19 protein-coding genes are annotated in these 20765 nt (G+C 66.4%); 2 read left to right on the top strand and 17 right to left on the bottom strand.

Going from position 1 to position 20765, the window contains the following annotated elements:
- Positions 1-9: 9 nt before the first annotated feature.
- The 5 genes from lipL to mutA form a co-directional block, all read right to left on the bottom strand.
- A complete protein-coding gene (gene lipL, locus D6M19_RS16825) occupies positions 10-1284 on the bottom strand; it encodes an esterase/beta-lactamase LipL (protein WP_234834897.1) in 1275 nt (424 codons plus the stop codon).
- Between the two features lie 106 nt (positions 1285-1390).
- Positions 1391-1924: an SH3 domain-containing protein gene (locus tag D6M19_RS16830; protein ID WP_123026376.1), complete on the bottom strand. Its 534-nt coding sequence runs from the start codon at positions 1922-1924 to the stop codon at positions 1391-1393.
- A gap of 338 nt (positions 1925-2262) precedes the next feature.
- The gene (gene meaB, locus D6M19_RS16835; protein WP_123026458.1) at positions 2263-3267 is read right to left on the bottom strand and encodes a methylmalonyl Co-A mutase-associated GTPase MeaB; all 1005 of its coding nucleotides are present in this window, start codon (positions 3265-3267) and stop codon (positions 2263-2265) included.
- A gap of 39 nt (positions 3268-3306) precedes the next feature.
- Entirely contained in the window at positions 3307-5532 is a 2226-nt protein-coding gene (scpA, locus tag D6M19_RS16840) for a methylmalonyl-CoA mutase (protein ID WP_123026377.1), read from the bottom strand.
- 2 nt (positions 5533-5534) lie between these two features.
- A complete protein-coding gene (gene mutA, locus D6M19_RS16845) occupies positions 5535-7385 on the bottom strand; it encodes a methylmalonyl-CoA mutase small subunit (protein WP_123026378.1) in 1851 nt (616 codons plus the stop codon).
- Between the two features lie 99 nt (positions 7386-7484).
- On the opposite strand from mutA, the gene D6M19_RS16850 reads away from it, so the two are divergent.
- Positions 7485-8270 (top strand): TVP38/TMEM64 family protein, encoded by a 786-nt coding sequence (locus D6M19_RS16850; protein ID WP_123026379.1) that lies wholly within the window; start codon positions 7485-7487, stop codon positions 8268-8270.
- On the opposite strand, the gene D6M19_RS16855 is transcribed toward D6M19_RS16850, so the two are convergent.
- Together D6M19_RS16855 and D6M19_RS16860 are read right to left on the bottom strand one after the other, a co-directional pair.
- Entirely contained in the window at positions 8197-9429 is a 1233-nt protein-coding gene (locus D6M19_RS16855) for an SPFH domain-containing protein (protein ID WP_123026380.1), read from the bottom strand. The genes D6M19_RS16850 and D6M19_RS16855 overlap by 74 nt on opposite strands.
- Before the next feature lie 33 nt (positions 9430-9462).
- The gene (locus D6M19_RS16860) at positions 9463-9894 is read right to left on the bottom strand and encodes an NfeD family protein (RefSeq protein ID WP_123026381.1); all 432 of its coding nucleotides are present in this window, start codon (positions 9892-9894) and stop codon (positions 9463-9465) included.
- Positions 9895-9953: 59 nt separating this feature from the next.
- Between D6M19_RS16860 and D6M19_RS16865 the strand changes: the two genes are divergently transcribed.
- The gene (locus tag D6M19_RS16865; protein ID WP_123026382.1) at positions 9954-10808 is read left to right on the top strand and encodes an Rv1486c family protein; all 855 of its coding nucleotides are present in this window, start codon (positions 9954-9956) and stop codon (positions 10806-10808) included.
- On the opposite strand, the gene D6M19_RS16870 is transcribed toward D6M19_RS16865, so the two are convergent.
- The 10 genes from D6M19_RS16870 to D6M19_RS16915 form a co-directional block, all read right to left on the bottom strand.
- Complete coding sequence (locus D6M19_RS16870) at positions 10786-11865, bottom strand: ferrochelatase (RefSeq protein WP_123026459.1); 1080 nt, start codon at positions 11863-11865, stop codon at positions 10786-10788. The two genes, D6M19_RS16865 and D6M19_RS16870, sit on opposite strands and share 23 nt — an antisense overlap.
- An 8-nt stretch (positions 11866-11873) precedes the next feature.
- Entirely contained in the window at positions 11874-12683 is an 810-nt protein-coding gene (gene inhA / locus D6M19_RS16875) for an NADH-dependent enoyl-ACP reductase InhA (RefSeq protein ID WP_123026383.1), read from the bottom strand.
- A gap of 30 nt (positions 12684-12713) precedes the next feature.
- Positions 12714-13478 carry a 3-oxoacyl-ACP reductase FabG1 gene (gene fabG1, locus D6M19_RS16880; RefSeq protein ID WP_123026384.1) on the bottom strand — a complete coding sequence of 255 codons (765 nt, stop codon included), beginning with the start codon at positions 13476-13478 and terminating at the stop codon, positions 12714-12716.
- Positions 13479-13555: 77 nt separating this feature from the next.
- Positions 13556-14563 (bottom strand): VWA domain-containing protein, encoded by a 1008-nt coding sequence (locus tag D6M19_RS16885; protein ID WP_123026385.1) that lies wholly within the window; start codon positions 14561-14563, stop codon positions 13556-13558.
- 22 nt (positions 14564-14585) lie between these two features.
- Positions 14586-15593 carry a VWA domain-containing protein gene (locus tag D6M19_RS16890; RefSeq protein WP_123026386.1) on the bottom strand — a complete coding sequence of 336 codons (1008 nt, stop codon included), beginning with the start codon at positions 15591-15593 and terminating at the stop codon, positions 14586-14588.
- Between the two features lie 23 nt (positions 15594-15616).
- Positions 15617-16564: a DUF58 domain-containing protein gene (locus D6M19_RS16895; RefSeq protein WP_123026387.1), complete on the bottom strand. Its 948-nt coding sequence runs from the start codon at positions 16562-16564 to the stop codon at positions 15617-15619.
- Positions 16561-17682: a chaperone MoxR1 gene (gene moxR1, locus D6M19_RS16900; protein WP_234834898.1), complete on the bottom strand. Its 1122-nt coding sequence runs from the start codon at positions 17680-17682 to the stop codon at positions 16561-16563. Before moxR1 ends, D6M19_RS16895 begins: the two co-directional genes overlap by 4 nt.
- 134 nt (positions 17683-17816) lie before the next feature.
- Positions 17817-18533: an NlpC/P60 family peptidoglycan endopeptidase RipB gene (gene ripB / locus D6M19_RS16905; protein ID WP_123026460.1), complete on the bottom strand. Its 717-nt coding sequence runs from the start codon at positions 18531-18533 to the stop codon at positions 17817-17819.
- 23 nt (positions 18534-18556) lie between these two features.
- The gene (ripA, locus tag D6M19_RS16910; protein ID WP_123026389.1) at positions 18557-19945 is read right to left on the bottom strand and encodes an NlpC/P60 family peptidoglycan endopeptidase RipA; all 1389 of its coding nucleotides are present in this window, start codon (positions 19943-19945) and stop codon (positions 18557-18559) included.
- A gap of 175 nt (positions 19946-20120) precedes the next feature.
- Positions 20121-20657: an Rv1476 family membrane protein gene (locus D6M19_RS16915; RefSeq protein WP_123026461.1), complete on the bottom strand. Its 537-nt coding sequence runs from the start codon at positions 20655-20657 to the stop codon at positions 20121-20123.
- Positions 20658-20765 lie beyond the last annotated feature (108 nt).

A 20765-nucleotide genomic window follows, 5' to 3' on the forward strand; every position in this document is an offset into this window, starting at 1 on the left:
GCGTAGTCCCTACAGCGCGACGGGTTGAGTCTCGGGGACGAACGGTGCGCCGAATGCCGCCACCGGCCGGTATCCGCGCTTGCGTGCCGCTGCGGCGCCCCTGCGGATCAACGCGGCCGTGGCGACGAAGCCCGCCTGGTCGGTGACCACGAACGGGGTCAGCAGCCGGTTGTGCACGAAGCCGAAGGACATTCCAGTGCTCGGGTCGGCCCAGCCGAGCGAGCCGCCAAGGCCCGCATGGCCGAAGCCCGGCATCAGGCCGCCTAGCGGGATCGAGTGGTAGCCGAGATGGAATGCCATGGGAAACACGATGTTTCGGTCGGGCCGGCGGTTGGGCCTGCCGATCAGACCCGCCGTCAGTTCCGGGGACAGGAACTGCCGCCCGTCCACCCTGCCCCCACATGCCAGCGGTGCGTACATCTTCGCAAGGCCGCGCGCGGTGGCCGTCCCGTTGGCGGCGGGAATCTCACCGTCGAGGAACGGGATATCGCCCTGCACAACCGAGAACATCTCGGGGAAGTAGAGCGCACCAAGGCCGCCGGACCATTGCAGCGCGGCGAGCTTCGGTACGACGTGGCCGAGCACCGCGTTCTTCAGTGCGCCCTGCGGGATGATGATCTGGGCGGGCTTCGTCGGCGCATCGACGGGAGGGCGACCCAGGTGCAGACCCTCGGTGTTGAGCGGCTCGGCCAGCTCCTCGCGGATCAGCCGGCGCATCCCCTTGCCGGTGACCGCTCGGGCCAGCCCCGACATCAGCCAGCCGTACGTCAACGCGTGGTAGGCGCCCTTGCCGTAGAGCACCCGGTTCACCGAGGCGGCCGCGAGCCGCTCCTCCATCTTGACGTGGTCCATCAGGTCGGCCCTGCTGGCGCCGTTGAGCTGCGACAGCCCGGCCCGGTGCCGCATTACCTCGCGGACGGTGATGGCCGCCTTGCCGTTGGCGCCGAACTCGGGCCAGTACTCGGCGACCGGGGCTTCGTAGTCGATCAGGCCACGGTCGGCGAGCCGGTGGATGACCGTTGAGGCCATCCCCTTCGTGGCCGAGAAGACCATCGCACCGGTGTCGGCCGACCAGTGCGTGGTGCCGCGGCGGTCGGACCACCCCGTCCACACGTCGACGACGGGCTCGCCGTCAAGGAAGACCGAAAGTGCCCCTCCCCCGAAGCGGGGGCCGGGAAACATTTTGCTGAATGCCCGCACCGCACAGGCGAAGTGCGGGTCGGCTGCGCCTTGAACACCGTGTGGGAGCGCCGCGCTGCGCTCCCCGCTGTCAGAGTGCTTCACAATGTATCTAATTTACCTGCAACCCCGGCAAATAATCCGGCCGTTACCGATCCGTTGTTACATCGCATGTCAGAGGTGCCGGGGCTGCACCGGACAGCAATCTGATCTAGCCCGCCATCTGCAGATGGGGCTGGTAGACCCAGCCGACGCCGCCGGGTGCTTCCGCGACGGCGAGATGGCACCAGTCGTCGCGGCAACCGGGGTCGACAATCTCTAGCCCGCGACCTGTTGCCAGGAACACCCCGACCTCGTTACCGTCCCCGTCGGGGGCGTCGTAGACATCCGTACCCTCGATGACGGTTGCCGTTGCCTTTGCAGGCTGGGGCGCCGCCGGGGGCGGGTCGGCCGGCATCGGCGCCGGTTGAGCGGGAGCCGCGGCCGGTGCCGGTATGCACTTCAACGGCTGCTCTGTATGCCAGGTCGTGTTGTCGGGGCCGGCCCCCACGGTTCGCACGTCATCGCGCTCGCCAGCGCCATGGCCGTCACCCATGACCGACCCGAAGTAGTGAGATCTGTGACCGTCGTCCCAGGCCACCGTGAAGTCGATAATGGTCCCGTTGATGCCTCCGGACGGGGAGCCGTAATGCGCGAAATTGTTTGATTCAGCACCACGATCAGTGGCGTACAACCTGCCCGTCATCCGTTGTCCGGTTGTAGGGATCTTAACTCCCCAGCTATCGCTCTGAAATATGACAAGTTCCGCACCCGGGAATTCGTAGTTCTGGCAAGCCGGGTCGGCCTGCGCCGGCGTTGCAGCCATGAGCGACCCTGCTGCGCAGATCGCCGCCGAAGCAACGGACACCCCGGATCTCTTTGAAACTGAAATTCTTAACACCAGCGGCCTCATTTCGTCGAGTGTTCGACCTACATTTCGGACGCTAGCTAGCCGTGACTCGGCGACGAATCGGGTATATCCCTACCAATTCGGCCGTTTGAATCCGAGGCGAGCGCAAGTTCTCCTGTTTCGGGTGCGCCAGTTCACTGCTTGTCGCGGGGTCGTTCCCGATCTCCGGCCGCGTCGAGAATCTGCTGTGCCGCCAGCGCGGGGGTCAGCTCGCCGTCGCGTACCTGGCGCTCCACCTCGACGCGGATCTTGCGCACCGCGGGATTGTTGAGCACCCGGTCGAGCACGGTGTCGCGGACCATCGACCAGGTCCAGTCCACCTGCTGGGAGTTGCGCCTGGCTTCGAACTCCCCCGCGTCGGTGAGCACCTGACGGTGTTTGAGCACGGTGTCCCACAGCTCGGTCAGGCCCGTGCCCTGCAACGCGCTCATCGTCAGAACCGGTGGGCGCCAGAGTGTTTCGCGGGGATAGATCAGCCGGATCGCGCCTGACAGTTCGCGGGCGGCCGCCTTGGCCTCGGTGGCGTGCGCACCGTCGGCTTTGTTCACCACGACGATGTCGGCGAGCTCTAGCACACCCTTCTTGATGCCCTGCAGCTGGTCGCCGGTACGGGCGAGGGTCAGGAAGACGAACGTGTCGACCATGTTGGCGACCGTCACCTCGGACTGCCCGACACCGACGGTCTCCACCAGGATCACGTCGAAGCCGGCCGCCTCGAGCAGCACGATGGTTTCCCGGGTGGCCCTGGCGACGCCGCCGAGCGTGCCCGAGGTCGGCGACGGCCGGATGTAGGCCTCGGGATGAACGGCCAGCTTCGCCATCCGGGTCTTGTCACCCAGGATCGATCCGCCGGTACGCGTGGACGACGGGTCGACGGCCAGCACCGCAACCCGGTGGCCCTGCTCGATGAGGTGCATTCCGAGAGCCTCGATCGTCGTCGACTTGCCGACGCCGGGGACACCGGTGATGCCCACGTGCATTGCCGAGCCCGCCTCCGGCATCAACTCCATCAGCAGCCGCTGTGCCTGCTCGCGGTGATCAGCCCTTGTCGACTCGACGAGCGTGATCGCCCGCGGCAATGCCGCACGATCACGGTTCTTGATCGCGGCGGCGAGGTCGTCGATCTGCTGCTGCGTCATATCCCCCCGGTCGCTTCGCTCCAGCCCCGCCGGGACCATCTAGCCGAGGTCGTAACCCGAGCGCTCGGCCAGCTTGTGCAGCAAGCCGATCGCGGCGTCGGCGATCACCGTGCCGGGCGGGAAGATCGCGGTTGCGCCTGCCGCGTATAACTCGTCGAAGTCACCGGGCGGGATCACCCCGCCGACCACGACCATGATGTCCGGCCGCCCGACCTCAGCGAGCGCGTCGCGCAGCGCAGGAACGAGCGTCAGGTGACCGGCGGCCAGCGAGGACACCCCGACGACGTGCACGTCGTTGTCGGCCGCCTGCCGCGCCACCTCCTCGGGAGTGGAGAACAGCGAGCCGACGTCGACGTCGAATCCGATGTCGGCGAACGCGGTCGCGATCACCTTCTGCCCACGGTCGTGACCATCCTGGCCCATCTTGGCGACCAGGATGCGCGGCCTGCGACCGTCGGCCTCGGCGAACTTCTCGACTAGCTCGGTGGCGCTTGCGATGTTGCTGACCTTTCCGACTTCGTCGCGGTAGACCCCGGCGATGGTACGGATCTCGGCCTGATGGCGTCCCCAGACTCGCTCCAGCGCATCGGAGATCTCGCCGACGGTGGCGTTCGCCCTCGCGGCGTTGATGGCGAGCTCGAGCAGATTGCCCTCGCCTCCTTCGGCCGCCGTGGTCAGGTCGGCCAGCGCAGCGTCAACGGCGGACTTGTCCCGCCCGGCGCGCAGCTTCTCCAGCTTGGCGATCTGCTCGGCGCGCACCCGGCTGTTTTCGACCTTGAGCACCTCGATCTCGTGATCCTCGTCGACCTGGTATTTGTTGATGCCGATCACAGGCTGCTGGCCGGAGTCGATGCGGGCCTGGGTGCGAGCCGCCGCCTCCTCGATGCGCAGCTTCGGGATCCCGTCGTCGATGGCCTGCGCCATGCCACCGTGCTCGTCGACCTCGCGGATGTGGGCGCGGACCCGCTCGGCAAGCTGGTGGGTGAGCCACTCCACGTAATAGGAGCCGCCCCACGGGTCGATCGGTCTTGTGGTGCCGGACTCCTGCTGCAGCAGCAGCTGGGTGTTGCGCGCGATCCGTGCCGAGAAGTCGGTGGGCAGCGCCAGCGCCTCGTCGAGTGCATTGGTGTGCAGCGACTGGGTGTGCCCCTGGGTGGCGGCCATCGCCTCGATGCACGTGCGGGCGACGTTGTTGAACGGGTCCTGCGCGGTCAGCGACCATCCGGAGGTCTGCGAATGCGTGCGCAGGGAAAGCGATTTCGCATCCTTAGGATCGAACCGCGCGACCAGCTCGCTCCACAGCAGCCGCCCGGCCCGTAGCTTGGCGACCTCCATGAAGAAGTTCATCCCGATGCCCCAGAAGAAGGACAGCCGCGGCGCGAACTTGTCGATGGAAAGGCCCGCGTCGAGACCCGCCTTGATGTACTCGACACCGTCGGCAAGCGTGTAGGCCAGCTCCAAATCCGCTGTCGCACCGGCCTCTTGGATGTGATAGCCGGAGATGGAGATCGAGTTGAACTTCGGCATCCGCACGCTGGTGTAGCCGAAGATGTCGGAGATGATCCGCATCGACGGCTTCGGCGGGTAGATGTAGGTGTTGCGGACCATGAACTCTTTGAGGATGTCGTTCTGGATGGTCCCGGCCAGCTTCTCGGGCGACACACCCTGTTCCTCCGCGGCCACTACATACAATGCGAGGATCGGCAGCACCGCGCCGTTCATCGTCATCGAAACCGAGACCGTTGACAGGTCGATACCGTCAAACAGTTGGCGCATGTCCAGGATGGAATCGATTGCCACGCCTGCCATTCCGACGTCACCTGCGACACGGGGATGGTCAGAGTCGTAGCCGCGGTGGGTGGCGAGGTCGAATGCCACCGACAAGCCCTTCTGGCCCGCAGCCAGGTTGCGTCGATAGAACGCGTTGGACTCCGCGGCCGTGGAGAAGCCGGCGTACTGCCGGATGGTCCACGGCTGATTGACATACATCGTCGGGTACGGGCCACGCAGATACGGCGGCGCACCTGGGAACGTGTCCAGTGGATAGCCCGCCGCAACGGCGGCCTCGCGGTCGGCAGCGATGTAGACCGGCTTGACGTCGATGCCCTCCGGCGTCGGCCACTGGAGCTGCTCGGGTGTGTACCCGTGTGCGTCCGCGGCGGCACCGACGTGCGCGGCGACGGTTGCCTCGGTGGCGGGGGCGGTGGCCCGCTCGCTGCGCAGGGGGACGTCGGCGAAGCTGCCGATTCCTGTGGTGGCGGTCATCGTCATGCCCCCAATCGATTGAGCAGGTCCGACAGTGCGTCGACCGCGTCGATCTTGGCGGTCAGATAGTCGTCTGGCTTGGAATCGGCCTCAGCGACCGCCTTTTCAGGCCCGGCAAGCAGAACCCGCGATACCCCGGCCTTGCGGGCGGCCTCGACCACATCCGCCGATTCGGTCCCGTATCGGGCGTCGGTCCCGCAGATCACCGCGACGCCGAGCCCGTCGGCCGCCGAAACGGCGTCGGCCACCCGTCCGGCATCGACGGCGCCCGGGTTCACGGCCTCGATGCCGCCCGACGCGAGCAGGTTGGTGGCGAACGTCGTGCGAATGTTGTGTTCCGCGAGTGGACCAAGCGGCAGCAAAAGCACCTTCGGCCGAACACCTGTCTTCGCCAGATGCGCGTCGGAGCGGTCGCGCAGCGCCTCGAAGCCCGCGGCATAGCGCGCAACGGTGCTCACCGAATCACCTTGCGGCAGCGGCGGTTCACCGAGGTTAGGGTACTCGTTGACGCCGGTGAGCGCCTTGCGACGGTGATTGACGTCGTCGACGCGCCGGTCGCGAACCTCTTCGATCTGCGCGGCGACGAAGTCGCGGGCCTCCGCGAAGCCGCCCTGCGCCTCGATCTCCTGGAAGTGCTCCCACGCCGTGTCGGCGAGCCGCTCGGTGAGGTCCTCTACGAACCACGAACCGCCCGCAGGATCGAGCACCCGACCGAGGTGCGACTCCTCCAACAGCAGCAGTTGCGTGTTACGGGCGATGCGGCGGGCGAAACTGGCTGCGGTACCGGGCAATCCGCCGGGGATCGCCGCGTCGAACGGCTCAACGAGCACGGTGTCCGCACCGCCGACACCTGCACCGAACGCGGCCACAGTGGTACGAAGCATGTTCACCCACGGGTCACGCTGCGTCATCATCGGCATCGACGTGACCGCATGCACGCGGGCGGCGCCATCCCCCGGCTCCCCGACGACTTCGGCCACCTTGGCCCACAGTCGGCGCAGCACGCGCAGTTTCGCGATTGTCATGAATTGGTCGTCGTCTGCGGCCAGCCGGAAGCTGATCTGCCGCAACGAATCCGACGCGCTGAGCCCGGCCTCACCGAGCAACCGCAGATATCCGACGCCTGCGGCGACGGCTCCGGCCAGCTCCCACGACGCGCTTGCCCCGAGGTTGTGCATCGCGGGTCCGTCGACCGTGATCGCCCGAACGCCACCGGCGTACCCGGTGACCTTTGCGGCTACCGCGACGACATCGGCGATGTGCGCAGCGGGCCGCATGCTCAACGGCGCGGTGAGCGGATCGGCGCCGAGGTCGATCGAAAGCCGGGCGCGCTGCTCCTCGTCCATGTCGGTCAGTTGCGGCAGCACGGCATCGGCCGCGGCGGCAAAATCTGCACGGGCGTCGAGAATCACCGGGACCAGGTCAAGGAACACGCCCTCGAGCAGGCGGTCCAACTCCGCGGCCGCGACGCCGTCGGGTGCGCCCACCCGCAGCACCAGCGCGCTGACACCCTCCGTCAAGGCCACCAGCACAGCGCCGTTTCCGTCGCTGACGGCCTTCTGGCCGGGGGCGGGAAACGCCTCGGCGACCTTCCATCCCGACTTGACGTCGCGCAGCGCGTCGCCACCGCGGATGAACGGCCAGTCGCCGGGCAGCGGCTGCTCGGCCGAGCCGTCCAGGCTGGTGTACAACGCCCGGATCGGAAAGCCCTCATAGGTCGGTGAATCCAGCAGGCTCTCGGGCTCGGGCGGCAGGTCGGCGGGATCACGCCGAGTCGACTTGGCCAACACGCCCGCGACGGCCGAGCGCCAGCGGAGTCTCGATTCCTGTAAGCCGGATTCCTGCACGTCCATCAGGCTAAATCATCACTATCGGCGCAGCGTGCGCCGGGCGGCCGACGCGCAACCCGCGTGGGGCGAGTTATCACCGCGTTGGCCGTAGTCTTGGTAGGCGTGAAGTCCGTCGTCAGCACCCTCGCAGCGCTGCGCGTCGCGGTGATTTGGACGGCCAAGCAGGTTCCCCGGCGCCAGTTGGCCGCCATCGCGGCGACAATTGTGATTCTGGTCGCAATTCTGTTGCTGGTGCCGCGGCCGGGCGCCGTGCAGCTACGGGACTGGGCGACGTCGGTGGGTCCATGGTTCCCGCTGGTGTATCTTGCCGCACACATCGTCGTGACGGTGTTTCCGTTCCCCCGCACCGCGTTCACGCTGGCCTCTGGCCTTCTTTTCGGCCCCTGGCTCGGCATCGGGATCGCGGTCGTCGCCAGCACGATCAGCGCCGTGGCCGCATTGTTTCTGGTCCGCGCCGCCGGCTGGCGGCTCGACCGGATTGTCCCCCATCCGCGGGTCAAGGCCCTCGACGCCCGGCTGCGCCAGCGCGGCTGGCCGACCGTCATGTCGATGCGGCTGATCCCGGCCGTCCCGTTCTCGGTGCTCAACTACACCGCGGCCGCCTCCGCCGTGCGGGTGCTGCCGTACACGTGGGCGACACTGGCGGGCCTGTTGCCCGGCACCGCCGCGGTCGTCATCCTCGGCGATGCGCTCACCAACCACATCAGCCCGCTTTTGATCCTCGTGTCGTTGTTCACCGCGAGTCTTGGTGTCGCGGGCCTGGTTTACGAGATCCGCACCTACCCGCGCCACCACCGTCTCGACGAAGGCCCGGCTAACCGCTGTGCCGACCCGGCGACTGGGGTGGACCATCCTGCCGCTGCTGCGACAGCGGCGGATACTGCATAGGCGGCAGCGGATCGTCCGGCCTGCCACGTTCCGGGCCCGCGCTGAGCACACCTGGCACCGGCTTGCGCGCGTCGGCCTCGGCCTTGGCGACGGCTTCAGCTATTGCTGGATCCGTCTGCGTGGTGAACCACTCGGCAACCTCGTCGGAGTCGTCCTCCGGCTTCGGCAGGTTCTCCTCGACCGGAGACGGCGTGTAGCGGAAGACGCCGTCCTCGCCGGGCGCGCCAAGCATCCTCGTGAAGCCCTCCAGCGCGGACCCGAAGTCGCTCGGCACCAGCCAGACCTTGTTCGCCTCGCCCTTGGCCATCTGCGGCAGGGTCTGCAGATACTGGTAGGCCAGCATCTCCGGAGTCGGCCTGCCCGCCTTGATCGCAGCGAAGGTCTTCTCGATCGCTTTCGCCTGCCCCTGCGCCTGCAGGTATGACGCCGCTCGTTCACCCTGCGCCCGCAGCATGCGCGACTGCCGGTCGGCCTCCGCGGCCAGAATCGCGGCCTGCTTGGCGCCCTCGGCGGACAGGATCTGCGCCTGCTTCTGGCCCTCGGCCTGCTTGATCGCCGCCTCTCGGCTGCCCTCCGCCGTCAGGATCATCGCCCGCTTCTCGCGGTCGGCCCGCATCTGCTTTTCCATCGAATCCTGGATCGACGGCGGCGGGTCGATGCTGCGCAGCTCGACGCGCGCCACCCGCAGCCCCCACCGGCCGGTGGCTTCGTCGAGCACACCGCGCAACTGACCGTTGATCTGGTCGCGGGAGGTCAGCGTCTGCTCCAGCGTCATACCGCCGACCACGTTCCGCAGCGTCGTGGTGGTCAGCTGCTCGACGCCGACGATGTAGTTGCTGATCTGGTAGACCGCCGCCTGCGGGTTGGTGACCTGGAAGTACACGACGGTGTCGATGTTGACCGTCAGGTTGTCCTCGGTGATCACCGGCTGCGGCGGAAACGACACCACGCGCTCGCGGAGATCCACCCTGGCGCGGATCCTGTCGATGAACGGCAGCAGAAGCGTCAGCTGGCCCGAAACCGTCTTGCTGTAGCGGCCAAGCCTTTCGATCACCGCCGCCTCGGCCTGCGGGATCAGGGCTATCGACTTGGCGACGATGATGGCCGCGAACACGACCAGCACGCCGACGAGGATCAGGCCTGCGACGGCACCGTCCATTGTGGGGTTCCTTCCCTAGTTGTCCAGGCTTCTCTAGACGACTTTCTGAACCACCGCGGTGGCGCCGTCGATGCGCACGACGGTGACGTGGTCGCCCGGTTCGTAGACATCGTCCTCGTTCAACGGCCGCGCCGTCCAGACCTCGTTGTCGAGCTTCACCTGACCTTCGTGGCGTCCCACGCGGTCGAGCACCATCGCACTCTTGCCTTCCAGCTCTTTCGGGCGGTCCAACAGTCCGGTGCCCTCGGTGAAGCGGCGTTTCAGCGCCGGCCGCACCAGCACCAGCAAAAGCACCGAGACGACCATGAAAACGATGCCGTCGATCACGTAGTTGTCGAAGATCAGGTTCGACCCGACGGCTGCCAGCGCTCCACCGCTGAGCATCAGCAGAAAGAGGTCGCCGGTCAGCGCCTCTGCTCCGGCCAAGCCCAACGCGGCGATTAGCCAGATCAACCAAACAGGCATGCCGAAAGCCTAGCGCGTGATCCGCTCAACCAGCGGCGAACTATTACACTGCGAGCATTATGTGGTGCCCTAGTGTCTCGCTGTCGGTGTGGGCCAATGCCTGGCTCGCGGGTGCCGCCGCGCCCGATGACGTCCTCGATGCGTTATCGCAATGGGCGCCAAGACATTCGGTGACCGCCTACGATGCCGTGGCGGCCGGTAGGACCGGCCTGCCCTGGCCGGATGTCAACCACTTCGGGACCATGTCGCTGCTGCAGACCCTGCGCACCGCGGCAGGTGTTCCGGTCGGCGCACCGGCGATCTCCGTCGTGCTGCCGGTACCCGGCGATGTCCGCGGACTGCCCGCGGGGACCCAGTTTCAGCGCGACGCGGTCACCGTTGGCGAGGCCATCATGATCAACGGCGGTCCGTCGTCACCGGCGGTCGGCCTGGTCCCCGACTTCGAGTATGACGACTCGGACGGCTTCGACGAATCCGAAGAGGCCGAGGTGGCCGGTCTGAGCTGGACGGTGTATTCGCTGCCTGAGGCGCCGATCGCCGAGCACGTCGACCTCGGCGATGCGGAGTTCGCGCTGCGGTCGGCGGTTCGGTCGGCGGCCGATGCGCTTGGCGCCCTTCGCGCCGAAGCGGGGGGCCTGGACGTCGCCGATCCACGCAAGCTCGTCGAACAGGTGATGGAGTCCTCAGGTCAGCACCAGGCACCCGACCATGCCCCGTCGCGCGCGCTTCGGGTGCTCGAGAACGCCGCGCACATCGACGCCATCGTCACGGTCAGTTCGGGTTTGATGCCGATCGGCCTGCAGAGCTCATCGGAGGCTCAGATCGCCAACGAGGCGCTGCGGCCCTTATCCGCGGTCGTGCGCTCGGCTCGGCTGGCGGCGATCAACGCCATCATTGAGTCGGCCTGGCGCTAGGGTCCCCACACTCCGGCGTGCACAGCGCCCCGTTGATCGAAACTCCCCGGAGCGGAGGGGCTTCCACGCCTCGTGGGCCCTCGAAGCGGGATGGTTCGCGGTCGTCGCGCAGCTCGTCGATCAGATCGACCGCCAGCCGCGCGAACCGGCGGTCGGCATTGGGGGTGGCGACCCTGGCGAAGGCGACGCCGCGCTCCTTGGCCAGTGCACTCAGTTCGTAGTCGAGATCCCACACCACCTCGATGTGGTCGGCGACGAAGCCGATCGGACAGACGATGACGGCCTTGGTGCCCGCGTCGGCGAGGGCCGACAGATGATCGGCCACGTCGGGTTCCAGCCACGGCACCGCGGGAGGCCCGGACCGCGACTGCCACACCTGGTCGTAGTCGGCGTATCCGGCCGCCGTCGCGACCAGCCGCGACGCGTAGGCGACCTGGCGGGCGTAAAGATCTGTGCCACAGCGGGACCGGACCGCAAGCGGAATGGAGTGCGCGGTGAACACCAGCCGGGCGTCCTGACGAAGCTCAGCGGGCAGTGTCAGTGCCGCGTCGGCGATCGCCTCGACGAACATCTGCACGAACAGCGGATGGTCGAAGTACTGGCGAAGTTTGACCAGTTCGGGCGCGCGGTCACCGGCGGCCGCGCGGCCGCGGGCGATGTCCTCGTTGTACTGTGTGCAGCTGGAGTACCCGCCCCATGCCGACGTGGTGAACACCGCCGCGCGACGAATACCGTTGTCGCGCATAGCCGCAACCGTGTCCTCGACATATGGCTCCCAGTTACGGTTGCCGAAGTACACCGGCACATCATGGCCGCGATCGGCTAGTTCGGCCTCCAGCTGGGCGATCAGCGCGCGGTTGATGCCGTTGATCGGTGATACCCCGCCGAAATGCAGGTAGTGCTGGGCAACCACGGCGAGTCGCTCCCTCGGGATGCCCCTGCCGCGAGTGACGTTCTCCAGGAACGGCATCACATCCTCGGGCGCCTCCGGGCCGCCGAAGGACAGCAACAGGATGCCGTCGACGGGGCCGGTTGACTCTTCGCCCGATGGGCTCATCACACCATCTAGAGAAGCTGGGTGTGGGCGCCACCATCGGCGTAGACGACGGTCCCGGTGGTGGCGGGCAGCCAGTCGGACAGCAGGGCGCACACGGTCTTGGCAACCGGCGTCGGATCCTTCATGTCCCAGCCGACGGGCGCGCGCTGGTCCCAGCCCTCCTCGAGCAGGCGAATCTGGTCGCCGGCATCGGCGCCGAGTGCGCCGCCCACGATGGCGCTCATGGCAAGCGTCCGAATCGGGCCAGCCGCAACGAGATTCGACCGCACTCCCATGGGTCCGACTTCGCGCGCCACAAACCGGTTCACCGACTCCAGTGCGCTCTTGGCGACCGTCATCCAGTTGTAGGCTGGCATGGCACGGGTCGGGTCGAAGTCCATACCGACGATCGAGCCGCCACGGTTCAGAACCGGCAGCGTGGCCTTGGCCAGCGACGCGTACGAGAACGCCGAGATATGAATGCCCTTGGCGACATCCTCGTAGGGCGCGTCGAAGAACGGGTTGATGCCCATTCCGGTCTGCGGCATGAAGCCGATGGAGTGCACGACGCCGTCGAGCTTGTTGCCATCGCCGATCACCTCGGTGACCCGGCCGGCCAACGAGTCGAGATGCTCCTGATTCTGGACGTCGAGCTCGAGTAACGGCGCCTTCTCCGGCAGCCGGTCGGCGATGCGCTGGACCAGCTTCATCCGGTCGAAGCCGGTGAGCACCAGCTGGGCACCGGACTCCTGCGCAACCTTCGCGATGTGGAACGCGATCGACGAGTCGGTGATGATCCCCGTCACCAGAATTCGTTTGCCTTCGAGCAGTCCTGCCATGTGAAAAGTCCTTCTCTCTCTATCGAAGAGTCAGTGGCCCATGCCCATGCCGCCGTCGACAGGGATAACTGCACCGGAAATGTAGCTGGCATCTTCGGACGCCAGAAAGCTGACCACCCCGGCGACCTCGTCGGCGGTGCCAACCCGCTTGGCCGGGACGAACCCCAATGCCCCCTCTTGGATCCGCTCGTCCAGCGCGCGGGTCATGTCGGTGTCGATATAGCCAGGTGCTACCACGTTCGCCGTGACACCGGCCTTCGTCAGCTCCCTGGCGATCGAGCGTGCCATACCGATCAGGCCGGCCTTGGAAGCAGCGTAGTTCGCTTGGTTGCCTACCCCCCATGTGCCGGAGACCGAGCCAACGAAAATCATCCGGCCGAACCGCTTTCGCTGCATGCTGCGCGAGGCGCGCTGGGCCACCCGGAACGCCCCGGTGAGGTTCGCATCGATGACCTTCTCGAACTTCTCCACGGTCATCCGCATGAGGAATGCGTCCGCGGCGACACCTGCGTTGGCCACAAGCACCTCGACCGGGCCCTGGTGTTCCTCGACCTCGGCGAAGGCGCGGTCGACGGCGTCAGTGTCGGTGATATCGCACTCGACACCGAACAGCCCGTCGGGCACCCCGGACCCACGATGGGTGGCGGCCACCTTGTGACCGTCGGCGGCAAGCCGCTTGGCGATGGCAAGGCCTATGCCCCGGTTTCCACCGGTGACCAGCACCGACCGGGAGACGAAAGGGGGACGGCCGCCAACCGTTTGGCCTGCCGTCTCGGCCGCAGCGCTATCGGTCATGCCCGCCAACTTAACGTGTGTCGACCAGTCCTAAGAAATCGCCTTACGGACGGTAGAGCGATGCGACGGGGATTGTTCTAGTTAGGTAGTCGCCGGTTGATCAACAATGCCGCAACCGCAGCCAATGCCAGCACCAAAGCGCCGAGCCGCAACCAACCGGTGCCAGCGTCGCCCTTCTGTGTCTCGTAGCCGATCTGCTCCTGCAGGTTGGTGAAAACCTCCTTGAGTTCCTCGAGGTTCGATGCGGTGTAGCTCTCCCCCTTGGACAGTTCGGCGATCTTCTTCAACATCGCGTCGTCGACGGGCACCGGCGTCTGCTGGCCGTTCATGTCAACGGTGCCGTAGGGGGTGCCGAACGACACCGTCGATATCGGCACACCCTGATCCTTGGCGGTGCGGGCCGCCGTGTAGGCGCCCTTCGGATTGTCTGGATTCGACGGCACGGTCTCCTTGCCGTCGGACATCAGCACGATGTGGGCGGGTGGTGGTGTGTCACCCCCGCCGATCACCGCACCGACGGTGGAGATGGCCTGCAACGCAGTAAAAATGGCCTCCCCGGTCGCGGTTCGGTCTGCCACCTGCAGCTTGTCGATCGCATTCTTGGATGCGTCACGGTTGGTGGTCGGCGACACCAGCACGGTGGCGGTCCCGGCGTAGGAGATGAGCCCAAGGTTGATCCCCGGCGTCATCTGATCGATGAACTGCTTGGCCGCTTCCTGGGTGGCAGCCAGCCGGCTTGGCGCCACGTCGGTGGCCCGCATCGACTGCGATACGTCGATCACCAGCATGACCACGGCGCGGTTACGGGGAATGCGGACGTCGCGGGTGGGGCCTGCCATCGCGATCGTGAGCATCACCAGCGACAACACCAACAGGATCGTCGCCAGATGCCGCCACCGGGACGGCCGTCTTGGCGAGACGCTTTCCAGCAATTCCGTGTTGGCGAACCGCAACAACCTCTTACGCCGGGCCGCCTGCATGGCGATGTAGAGCCCCACCAGCCCCGCCACGACAAGCAGGAACAGGAAGAACCAGGCGTGTTCGAAGCCCGTCAGCGTCATCGGTCCGAGCACTGGTAACGTCATGCGCTGCTTGCCATTTCCGTTCCTAGTTGGGTAGTCGGCGGTTGAGCAGCATGGCTGCCAGCGCCGAAAGGGCCAGGATCAAAGCGCCGAGCCGTAGCCAGCCCGCACTGGCGTCACCCTTGATCGTCTCGTAACCGATCTGCTGCTGAAGGTTCGAGTACACCTCGCGCAGCTGGTCCAGGCTGGACGCTGTGTACGCTTCGCCGCCGGACAATTCGGCTATCTTGCGCAGCATGTCGTCGTCGACGGGCACCGGCTGGCGCTGATCGTTGATCTCCACATAGCCGTACGGCGTGCCGAACGAGATGGTCGAGATCGGCACACCCTGATCCTTGGCGGTGCGGGCGGCGGTGAACGCGCCCTTCGGGTTGTCCGGATTCGACGGCACGGTCTCCTTGCCGTCGGAGAACAACACGATCCGCGCGGGCGGCGGTTCGTCACCACCGCCGAGCACTGCGCCGACGGTGGCGATGGCCTGCAGGGCCGTGAAGATGCCCTCGCCGGTTGCCGTGCGGTCGGCCAACTGCAATTTGTCGATCGCGTTCTTGGTCGCTTCGCGGTTGGTGGTGGGCGACGTCAGTACGGTGGCGGTGCCCGCGAACGCGATCAGACCGAGGTTGATGCCCGGCGTCAGCTCATCGGCGAACTGCTTGGAAGCCTCCTGCGCGGCCGCCAGGCGATTCGGTGACACGTCGGTGGCGCGCATGGACTGTGACACATCGATCACCAGCATGACCACGGCGCGGTTGCGAGGGATCCGGACGTCGTTCGTCGGCCCGGCCATCGCGACGGTGAGCAACACCAGGGAGAGCACCAACAGGATCGCGGGCAGGTGTCGCCACCGGGTAGGCCGTTTGGGCGCAACGCTTTCCAGCAACTCCATGTTGGCGAAGCGCAGCATCCGTCGTTGACGGGCCAACGAAACGATGATGTACAGCGCCACGATCCCGAGAACAGCCAAGAGAAAAAGGAAGAACCAAGCGTGTTCGAAACCGGAAAACGTCATCGGTCCGAGCAACGGTAATGTCATGTGGCAGTTGTCATTTCGTCGGGTTATGCGCGGCCGGCCAGCGCTCCTCGGCGCCGGTTGGCTACGAACCGGACCACGTCGGCTATCCAGTCCCGGTCGGTGCGAAGGGTCAACAGAGGCGCATCACAGCGGCGCAGAGTCCGCGCCACCTCCTCGCGGTGCGCGGCCGCAGCCCTCTCGAAGTCGGAGCGCAGTTCTTCGTCGATCGTGAATTCGCGCGTCACACCGGATTCGGTGTCCTGCAGGATGACGTCGCCGACGGGTGGCAGTTCGACGTCGCGAGGGTCGATCACCTCGATGCCGAGGACCTCATGCCGACCCGCGATTGCCCGCAGCGGCCGCATCCAGTTGATCGGGCCGAGGAAGTCGCTGATTATCACCGCCATGCCCCGGCGCCGCTCCGGCCTGCGCAACGCGTCGATGGCGGCGGAGAGATCGCCTCGCACACCGGTGGGCGCCTTCGGCATGGTCGCGATGGTGCGCAGCATCTCCTGCTCGTGCATCCGGCCCGACAGCGCGGGCACCCGCCGAACCGAGTCGCCGTTGGCGATGATCGCGCCGATCCGGTTGCCGCCGCCGCTGTTCAGAAAGGTGATCGCCGCGGCGGCGGCCACCGCGAGGTCACGCTTCTCGCATCCGGTGGTTCCGAAATCGAGGCTGGCCGACATGTCCACCACCAGCCAGGTTTCCAGCTCGCGGTCGGCGATCATCTGGCGCACATGTGGGTGTGTGGTTCGCGCGGTAACCGACCAATCCATCCGGCGCACGTCGTCGCCGGGCTGGTAGAGCCGAGACTCGCCCGGCTCGGAGCCCGGACCTGGTAGCAGCCCGAGGTGGTCTCCGTGCAGGACGCCGTCGAGCTTGCGACGCACCGTCAGCTCCAGCTTTCGCAGCGCCGCAGTCAGCGCCGGGTCACGGATCTCCCCACGCTTCAGTGACGGCAGGTCGACCTGGCGTCGTGAGCTGGTCACCGACCGCTAGCCGCGGCAGCTGCGGCGGGCACGACGGGTGGCACCGAATGCCCCTGTTGCGGAATGGCATTCACCTGCGGCAGCGCCACGGTCTGCATGATCCGGTTGATCACGGTTTCCGCGGAGATCTCGTCGGCCAGCGCATCGTAGGTGAGCACAAGGCGGTGCCGCAGCACATCAGGAATGACCTCGACGACGTCCTGCGGGATCACGTAGTCGCGTCCGCGGACCAATGCCAGTGCGCGGGAGGCGGCGATGATGCCGAGCGAGGCGCGCGGCGATGCGCCGTAGGCGATCCACGCCTGCGCGTCGGGCATCCCGAACTTCTCCGGCGCGCGGGTCGCGGTGACGATGCGCACGACGTAGTCGACCAGCGCGTGGTGAACGAACGTATTGGCCGCGACGTCCTGCAACCGCAGCAGGTCACCGGGAGCGAGAACCTGCTTGGGTTCCGGCGGCTTGACACCCATCCGGTAGACGATTTCGCGCTCTTCCTCTGGCGTCGGGTAGTCGATGTTCAGCTTGAAAAGGAAGCGGTCACGCTGCGCCTCGGGCAGCGCGTAGACGCCCTCCTGTTCGATCGGGTTCTGCGTCGCCATTACCAGGAACGGGGCGGGCAGGGGGAAGGTCTTGCCGCCGATGGAGATCTTGCGCTCGGCCATGACCTCCAGCAGCGCGGACTGCACCTTTGCGGGGGCACGGTTGATCTCGTCGGCGAGCAGGAAGTTCACCACGACGGGGCCGAGTTCGATGTCGAACTCCTCCTTGCCCTGGCGGTAGATCCGGGTGCCGACGATGTCGGTGGGCACAAGGTCCGGGGTGAACTGGATGCGGGCGAAGGTGCCGCCGACGACCTTGGCGAAGGTCTCGACGGCGAGCGTCTTGGCGACGCCCGGCACGCCCTCGAGCAGCACGTGGCCCTTCGCGAGCAGGCCGACCAGCATGCGCTCGACCAGTAGGTCCTGACCCACGATGATGCGCTTGACCTCGAAGATGGCGCGTTCCAGGGTGTGCACCTCGGATTGCAGGCCCCCGGAGTTCGCGGGCGGCGGAGGGCCGCCTTGGGTGTTCGGGGGATAACCCTGCGCCGGGCCCTGCGGCCCACCTGCTGACGTCATCGACATCCTCTTACGTTGTACTGGTAAAGACGCAGGTCGTGCGTCGCGGGCGGGGTGCCCGCCGTCAACTATTCCAGGCACTACTGAATCCGTCGACGTTGCCCGGGACTGCTCAGGGTCTGCTCAGGCCAAGCTCAGGATTCGATCATGCGGGCTAGATACGGCTGAAGGCCTGCCGTCCGCAGCGGGCTGACGGTCACTTTGCCTGCGCTGCCGGATGCCTCAAGCATCTTGCCGCCGCCGAGATAGATCGCGACGTGCTGGCTGCCACCGGGACCCCAGAACAACAGGTCACCTCGTTTGGCCTGCGACTGCGGCACTTTGCGGCCGGTGTCGTACTGATCCCCCGAGTACTTGGGAATCAGTACCCCGACGCCGGCGAACGCGAACCGGGTGAAACCCGAGCAGTCGTAGCCGACGATGTTCGCGCCGGAGTCCACGCCCTTGCTGGGCCCGCTGGGCGTGCCGCCTCCCCATGAATACGGCACGCCCATCTGCGAGGCCCCTCGGCGAATCACGTACTCGATCGCCTCAGGTCCGCGAACCCGGCCGACACCGCCGACGCTTCCGGCGCTGGCGCCGCCACTGCTTCCGCCGAGACCGATGCTCTGCAGAAACTTCTGGCCAAGGCTCTGGGTGGTCTGCATCGCCATCTGGGTGGCCTCGAACGAGGCATTGGCGATCGCGACAGGGTCACCGGGCGCGCCCGCGCTGAGCAATTTGGGCAGCGTCGGGTCCCACTGGCCGTCATCGGGTGCCGCCGTCGCCTGCACCGCAAACCCAATCAAAAGAGCCAGCGCCGCCAGTGCGGGAACGATGACCTTGGCAACACGTAAAGCGTTGTGGCGCATGAATTTCAACAGAATCCCTCGCATCAGTATTCGATGTACCGGACGACGTAGGGGGTCATGCCGCTAGTCCGCACCGGCGAAACCTTCACCTGGGAACCGGTGAACGGCGCCTCGAGCATCTGGCCGTTGCCGAGGTACAGAGTCACGTGCTGGCTTCCGCCCGGTCCGTAGAAGATGACGTCACCGCGCCGCATCTGCGATGACGGGATCTTGCGGCCCATGTCGTATTGCGAACCCGAGTAGTGCGGCAGCTTGATGCCTACGCCTGCGAACGCATAGAGGATCAACCCGGAGCAGTCGAAACCGACTGTGCCCGCACCAGAGTCGATGCCGCGGCTCGGGCCTGCCGCGTTGCCGCCGCCCCATGAGTACGGCACGCCCAGCTGGGTGCCTGCACGCCGGATGACGTACTCGGCGGCCCGCCTGCCGTACACGCGCGGAATCGCGCCGTTGGTGTAGCCGGTCGGTGTCGGCAGGATTCCCATCTTGCGCAGGAAGTTTCGGCCCATGTCGGCGGTGTACTGCGCCGAGGTGGACGACATACCGAGCACCGAGTTGATGATCGCGATCGGATCGCCGCTGACGAACGCACTCGGGATCGCAGGCAGCGTCGGATCCCACAGGCTCGTGTCCCAATTCGCCGCGCCGGGCGCGGGCTTGACGGCGGCACGATCCCAATCCGCCGCCGGGTTCGCCAGCGGTGCGGCGGGTTTCGGCTGCCCCGTCGCCGAGGCCGACCACGTTCGGGCCTCGGCCAGCTTCGCCCGGGCGGCGGTGCGCTGCGCGGTCAGCTGGTCAAGCTGAGCCTGCTGGTCGGCAAACGTCTGCTGAGCCGATGTCAGCATGGACACCGCCGCATCCTGACTGGACTGCGCGTCGACCGCGGCCTGGTCGGCCTTCTGCTTGGCCAGCCGTGCCGCGGAATCCTTGTTGACCTGTTCGGTACGGGCCCGCTGCAGGTCCGCCATCACCTGCTGGGAGCTGGCCGCAAGCGTTTGCCCGGCGGAAGCCGTGTCGATCATGTCGGCTGGGTCGACTGCGGTCAGATAGGAACTCGAGGGTCCGTTGACATAGGTCGACGCCGCAAAGGTGTCGAATCGCTTCTGCGCGGACTTGATCGCCGCGTCCGCGTCGTCCACCGCGTGCCTGCTTGCGTCGACATCGCCCTGTGCCGCTGCGGCGTTGTCACGCGCGGTCTGGACGTCGACGATGGCCTTGTTGACGCTCTCCTGCCTGGCCTGCACGGCGGCGCCGAGTTCTTGCAGCTGCTGGTTGATGTTCGCGATCGCGGCGACGAGCGAACCGATTGACTCCGAACCATTGGGCTCGGCGGCCGCTATACCGCCCGGCGTGTAGAACGCCGTTGCCAACAGGATGCCGAGGGACGCGAGAGCGCGAGGCGTGCGTCTCATTCGACTCAAGTCTCCTCGCAGAAGTCACACCAACAACAACTACACCAGTGGGTCCTTCTGCACCGTACGTCACAACAGACACTAAAGAAACTCTAGTCACAAATTACATATCTGTAATTAGAGGGAGTGTGACCGAATGGTGATATTCGAATTCGCGAGGCTGTTCTGCCAGGCGTTATTGCGCCTTTTGCGGCTCGACCTCAGGTGCGTCGCGCCTGCTTCGGACCTGCAGGAATCGCGTCGCGACAGCGGCGCCCAATACCAGCACGATGAGCACTACGGAGAATGCCGTCCACGGGAAATGCGTCGTCGTCAACTCGCTGACGAAATTCTTCGACGACGCAACCGGGTCGCCGTTCTTTGCGATATCTTGACCGGCCTCCAGCGTCACCCGATCGAAAGTCGGGCTGTAGGTCCCCGCCCATGTCGGGCTCATCGCCAACACTGTCGAGCCTGGGTATGCCTCCCCCACCTCGGTTGCGATATCCCGCAGCGGGGTGTCGATCGGCGGATTGGTCGCGATCACCACGATCTTGAGGTCGATGCCCTGCGCGCGGGCGTCGGTGACGACCTGTCGCAATTCGGGCACGACCTTCGCATCGGCGGGCGGCACGCTCACACCGTCGTCGCGCACGTCGGCGAGCACCTGGTTCATATCGACGTCGGGTGGGATATACGACGGGAGGAACGGGATCACGTCCGGGCCGGGCACACGAGCACCGTACGCGATACCGGCCGCAACGAGTGGCAGCACGCACCCATAAGGACAAGACTGGAAGCAGCCGGGCTTGCTTTACAGGACAAGCGTACTGTTAGAATA

The sequence above is a fragment of the Mycolicibacterium stellerae genome, from assembly GCF_003719305.1.
GTDB classification, from domain to species: domain Bacteria; phylum Actinomycetota; class Actinomycetes; order Mycobacteriales; family Mycobacteriaceae; genus Mycobacterium; species Mycobacterium stellerae.

Bases quoted from the DNA above. Each gene is read 5' to 3' on its own strand.
- D6M19_RS16830 (WP_123026376.1), bottom strand. From the start codon at position 1,924: ATGACGGGCAGGTTGTACGCCACTGATCGTGGTGCTGAATCAAACAAT.
- meaB (WP_123026458.1), bottom strand. From the start codon at position 3,267: ATGACGCAGCAGCAGATCGACGACCTCGCCGCCGCGATCAAGAACCGT.
- scpA (WP_123026377.1), bottom strand. From the start codon at position 5,532: ATGACCGCCACCACAGGAATCGGCAGCTTCGCCGACGTCCCCCTGCGC.
- mutA (WP_123026378.1), bottom strand. From the start codon at position 7,385: ATGGACGTGCAGGAATCCGGCTTACAGGAATCGAGACTCCGCTGGCGC.
- D6M19_RS16855 (WP_123026380.1), bottom strand. From the start codon at position 9,429: ATGGACGGTGCCGTCGCAGGCCTGATCCTCGTCGGCGTGCTGGTCGTG.
- D6M19_RS16860 (WP_123026381.1), bottom strand. From the start codon at position 9,894: ATGCCTGTTTGGTTGATCTGGCTAATCGCCGCGTTGGGCTTGGCCGGA.
- D6M19_RS16865 (WP_123026382.1), top strand. From the start codon at position 9,954: ATGTGGTGCCCTAGTGTCTCGCTGTCGGTGTGGGCCAATGCCTGGCTC.
- D6M19_RS16870 (WP_123026459.1), bottom strand. From the start codon at position 11,865: ATGAGCCCATCGGGCGAAGAGTCAACCGGCCCCGTCGACGGCATCCTG.
- inhA (WP_123026383.1), bottom strand. From the start codon at position 12,683: ATGGCAGGACTGCTCGAAGGCAAACGAATTCTGGTGACGGGGATCATC.
- fabG1 (WP_123026384.1), bottom strand. From the start codon at position 13,478: ATGACCGATAGCGCTGCGGCCGAGACGGCAGGCCAAACGGTTGGCGGC.
- D6M19_RS16885 (WP_123026385.1), bottom strand. From the start codon at position 14,563: ATGACGTTACCAGTGCTCGGACCGATGACGCTGACGGGCTTCGAACAC.
- D6M19_RS16890 (WP_123026386.1), bottom strand. From the start codon at position 15,593: ATGACATTACCGTTGCTCGGACCGATGACGTTTTCCGGTTTCGAACAC.
- moxR1 (WP_234834898.1), bottom strand. From the start codon at position 17,682: ATGACGTCAGCAGGTGGGCCGCAGGGCCCGGCGCAGGGTTATCCCCCG.
- ripB (WP_123026460.1), bottom strand. From the start codon at position 18,533: ATGCGCCACAACGCTTTACGTGTTGCCAAGGTCATCGTTCCCGCACTG.
- ripA (WP_123026389.1), bottom strand. From the start codon at position 19,945: ATGAGACGCACGCCTCGCGCTCTCGCGTCCCTCGGCATCCTGTTGGCA.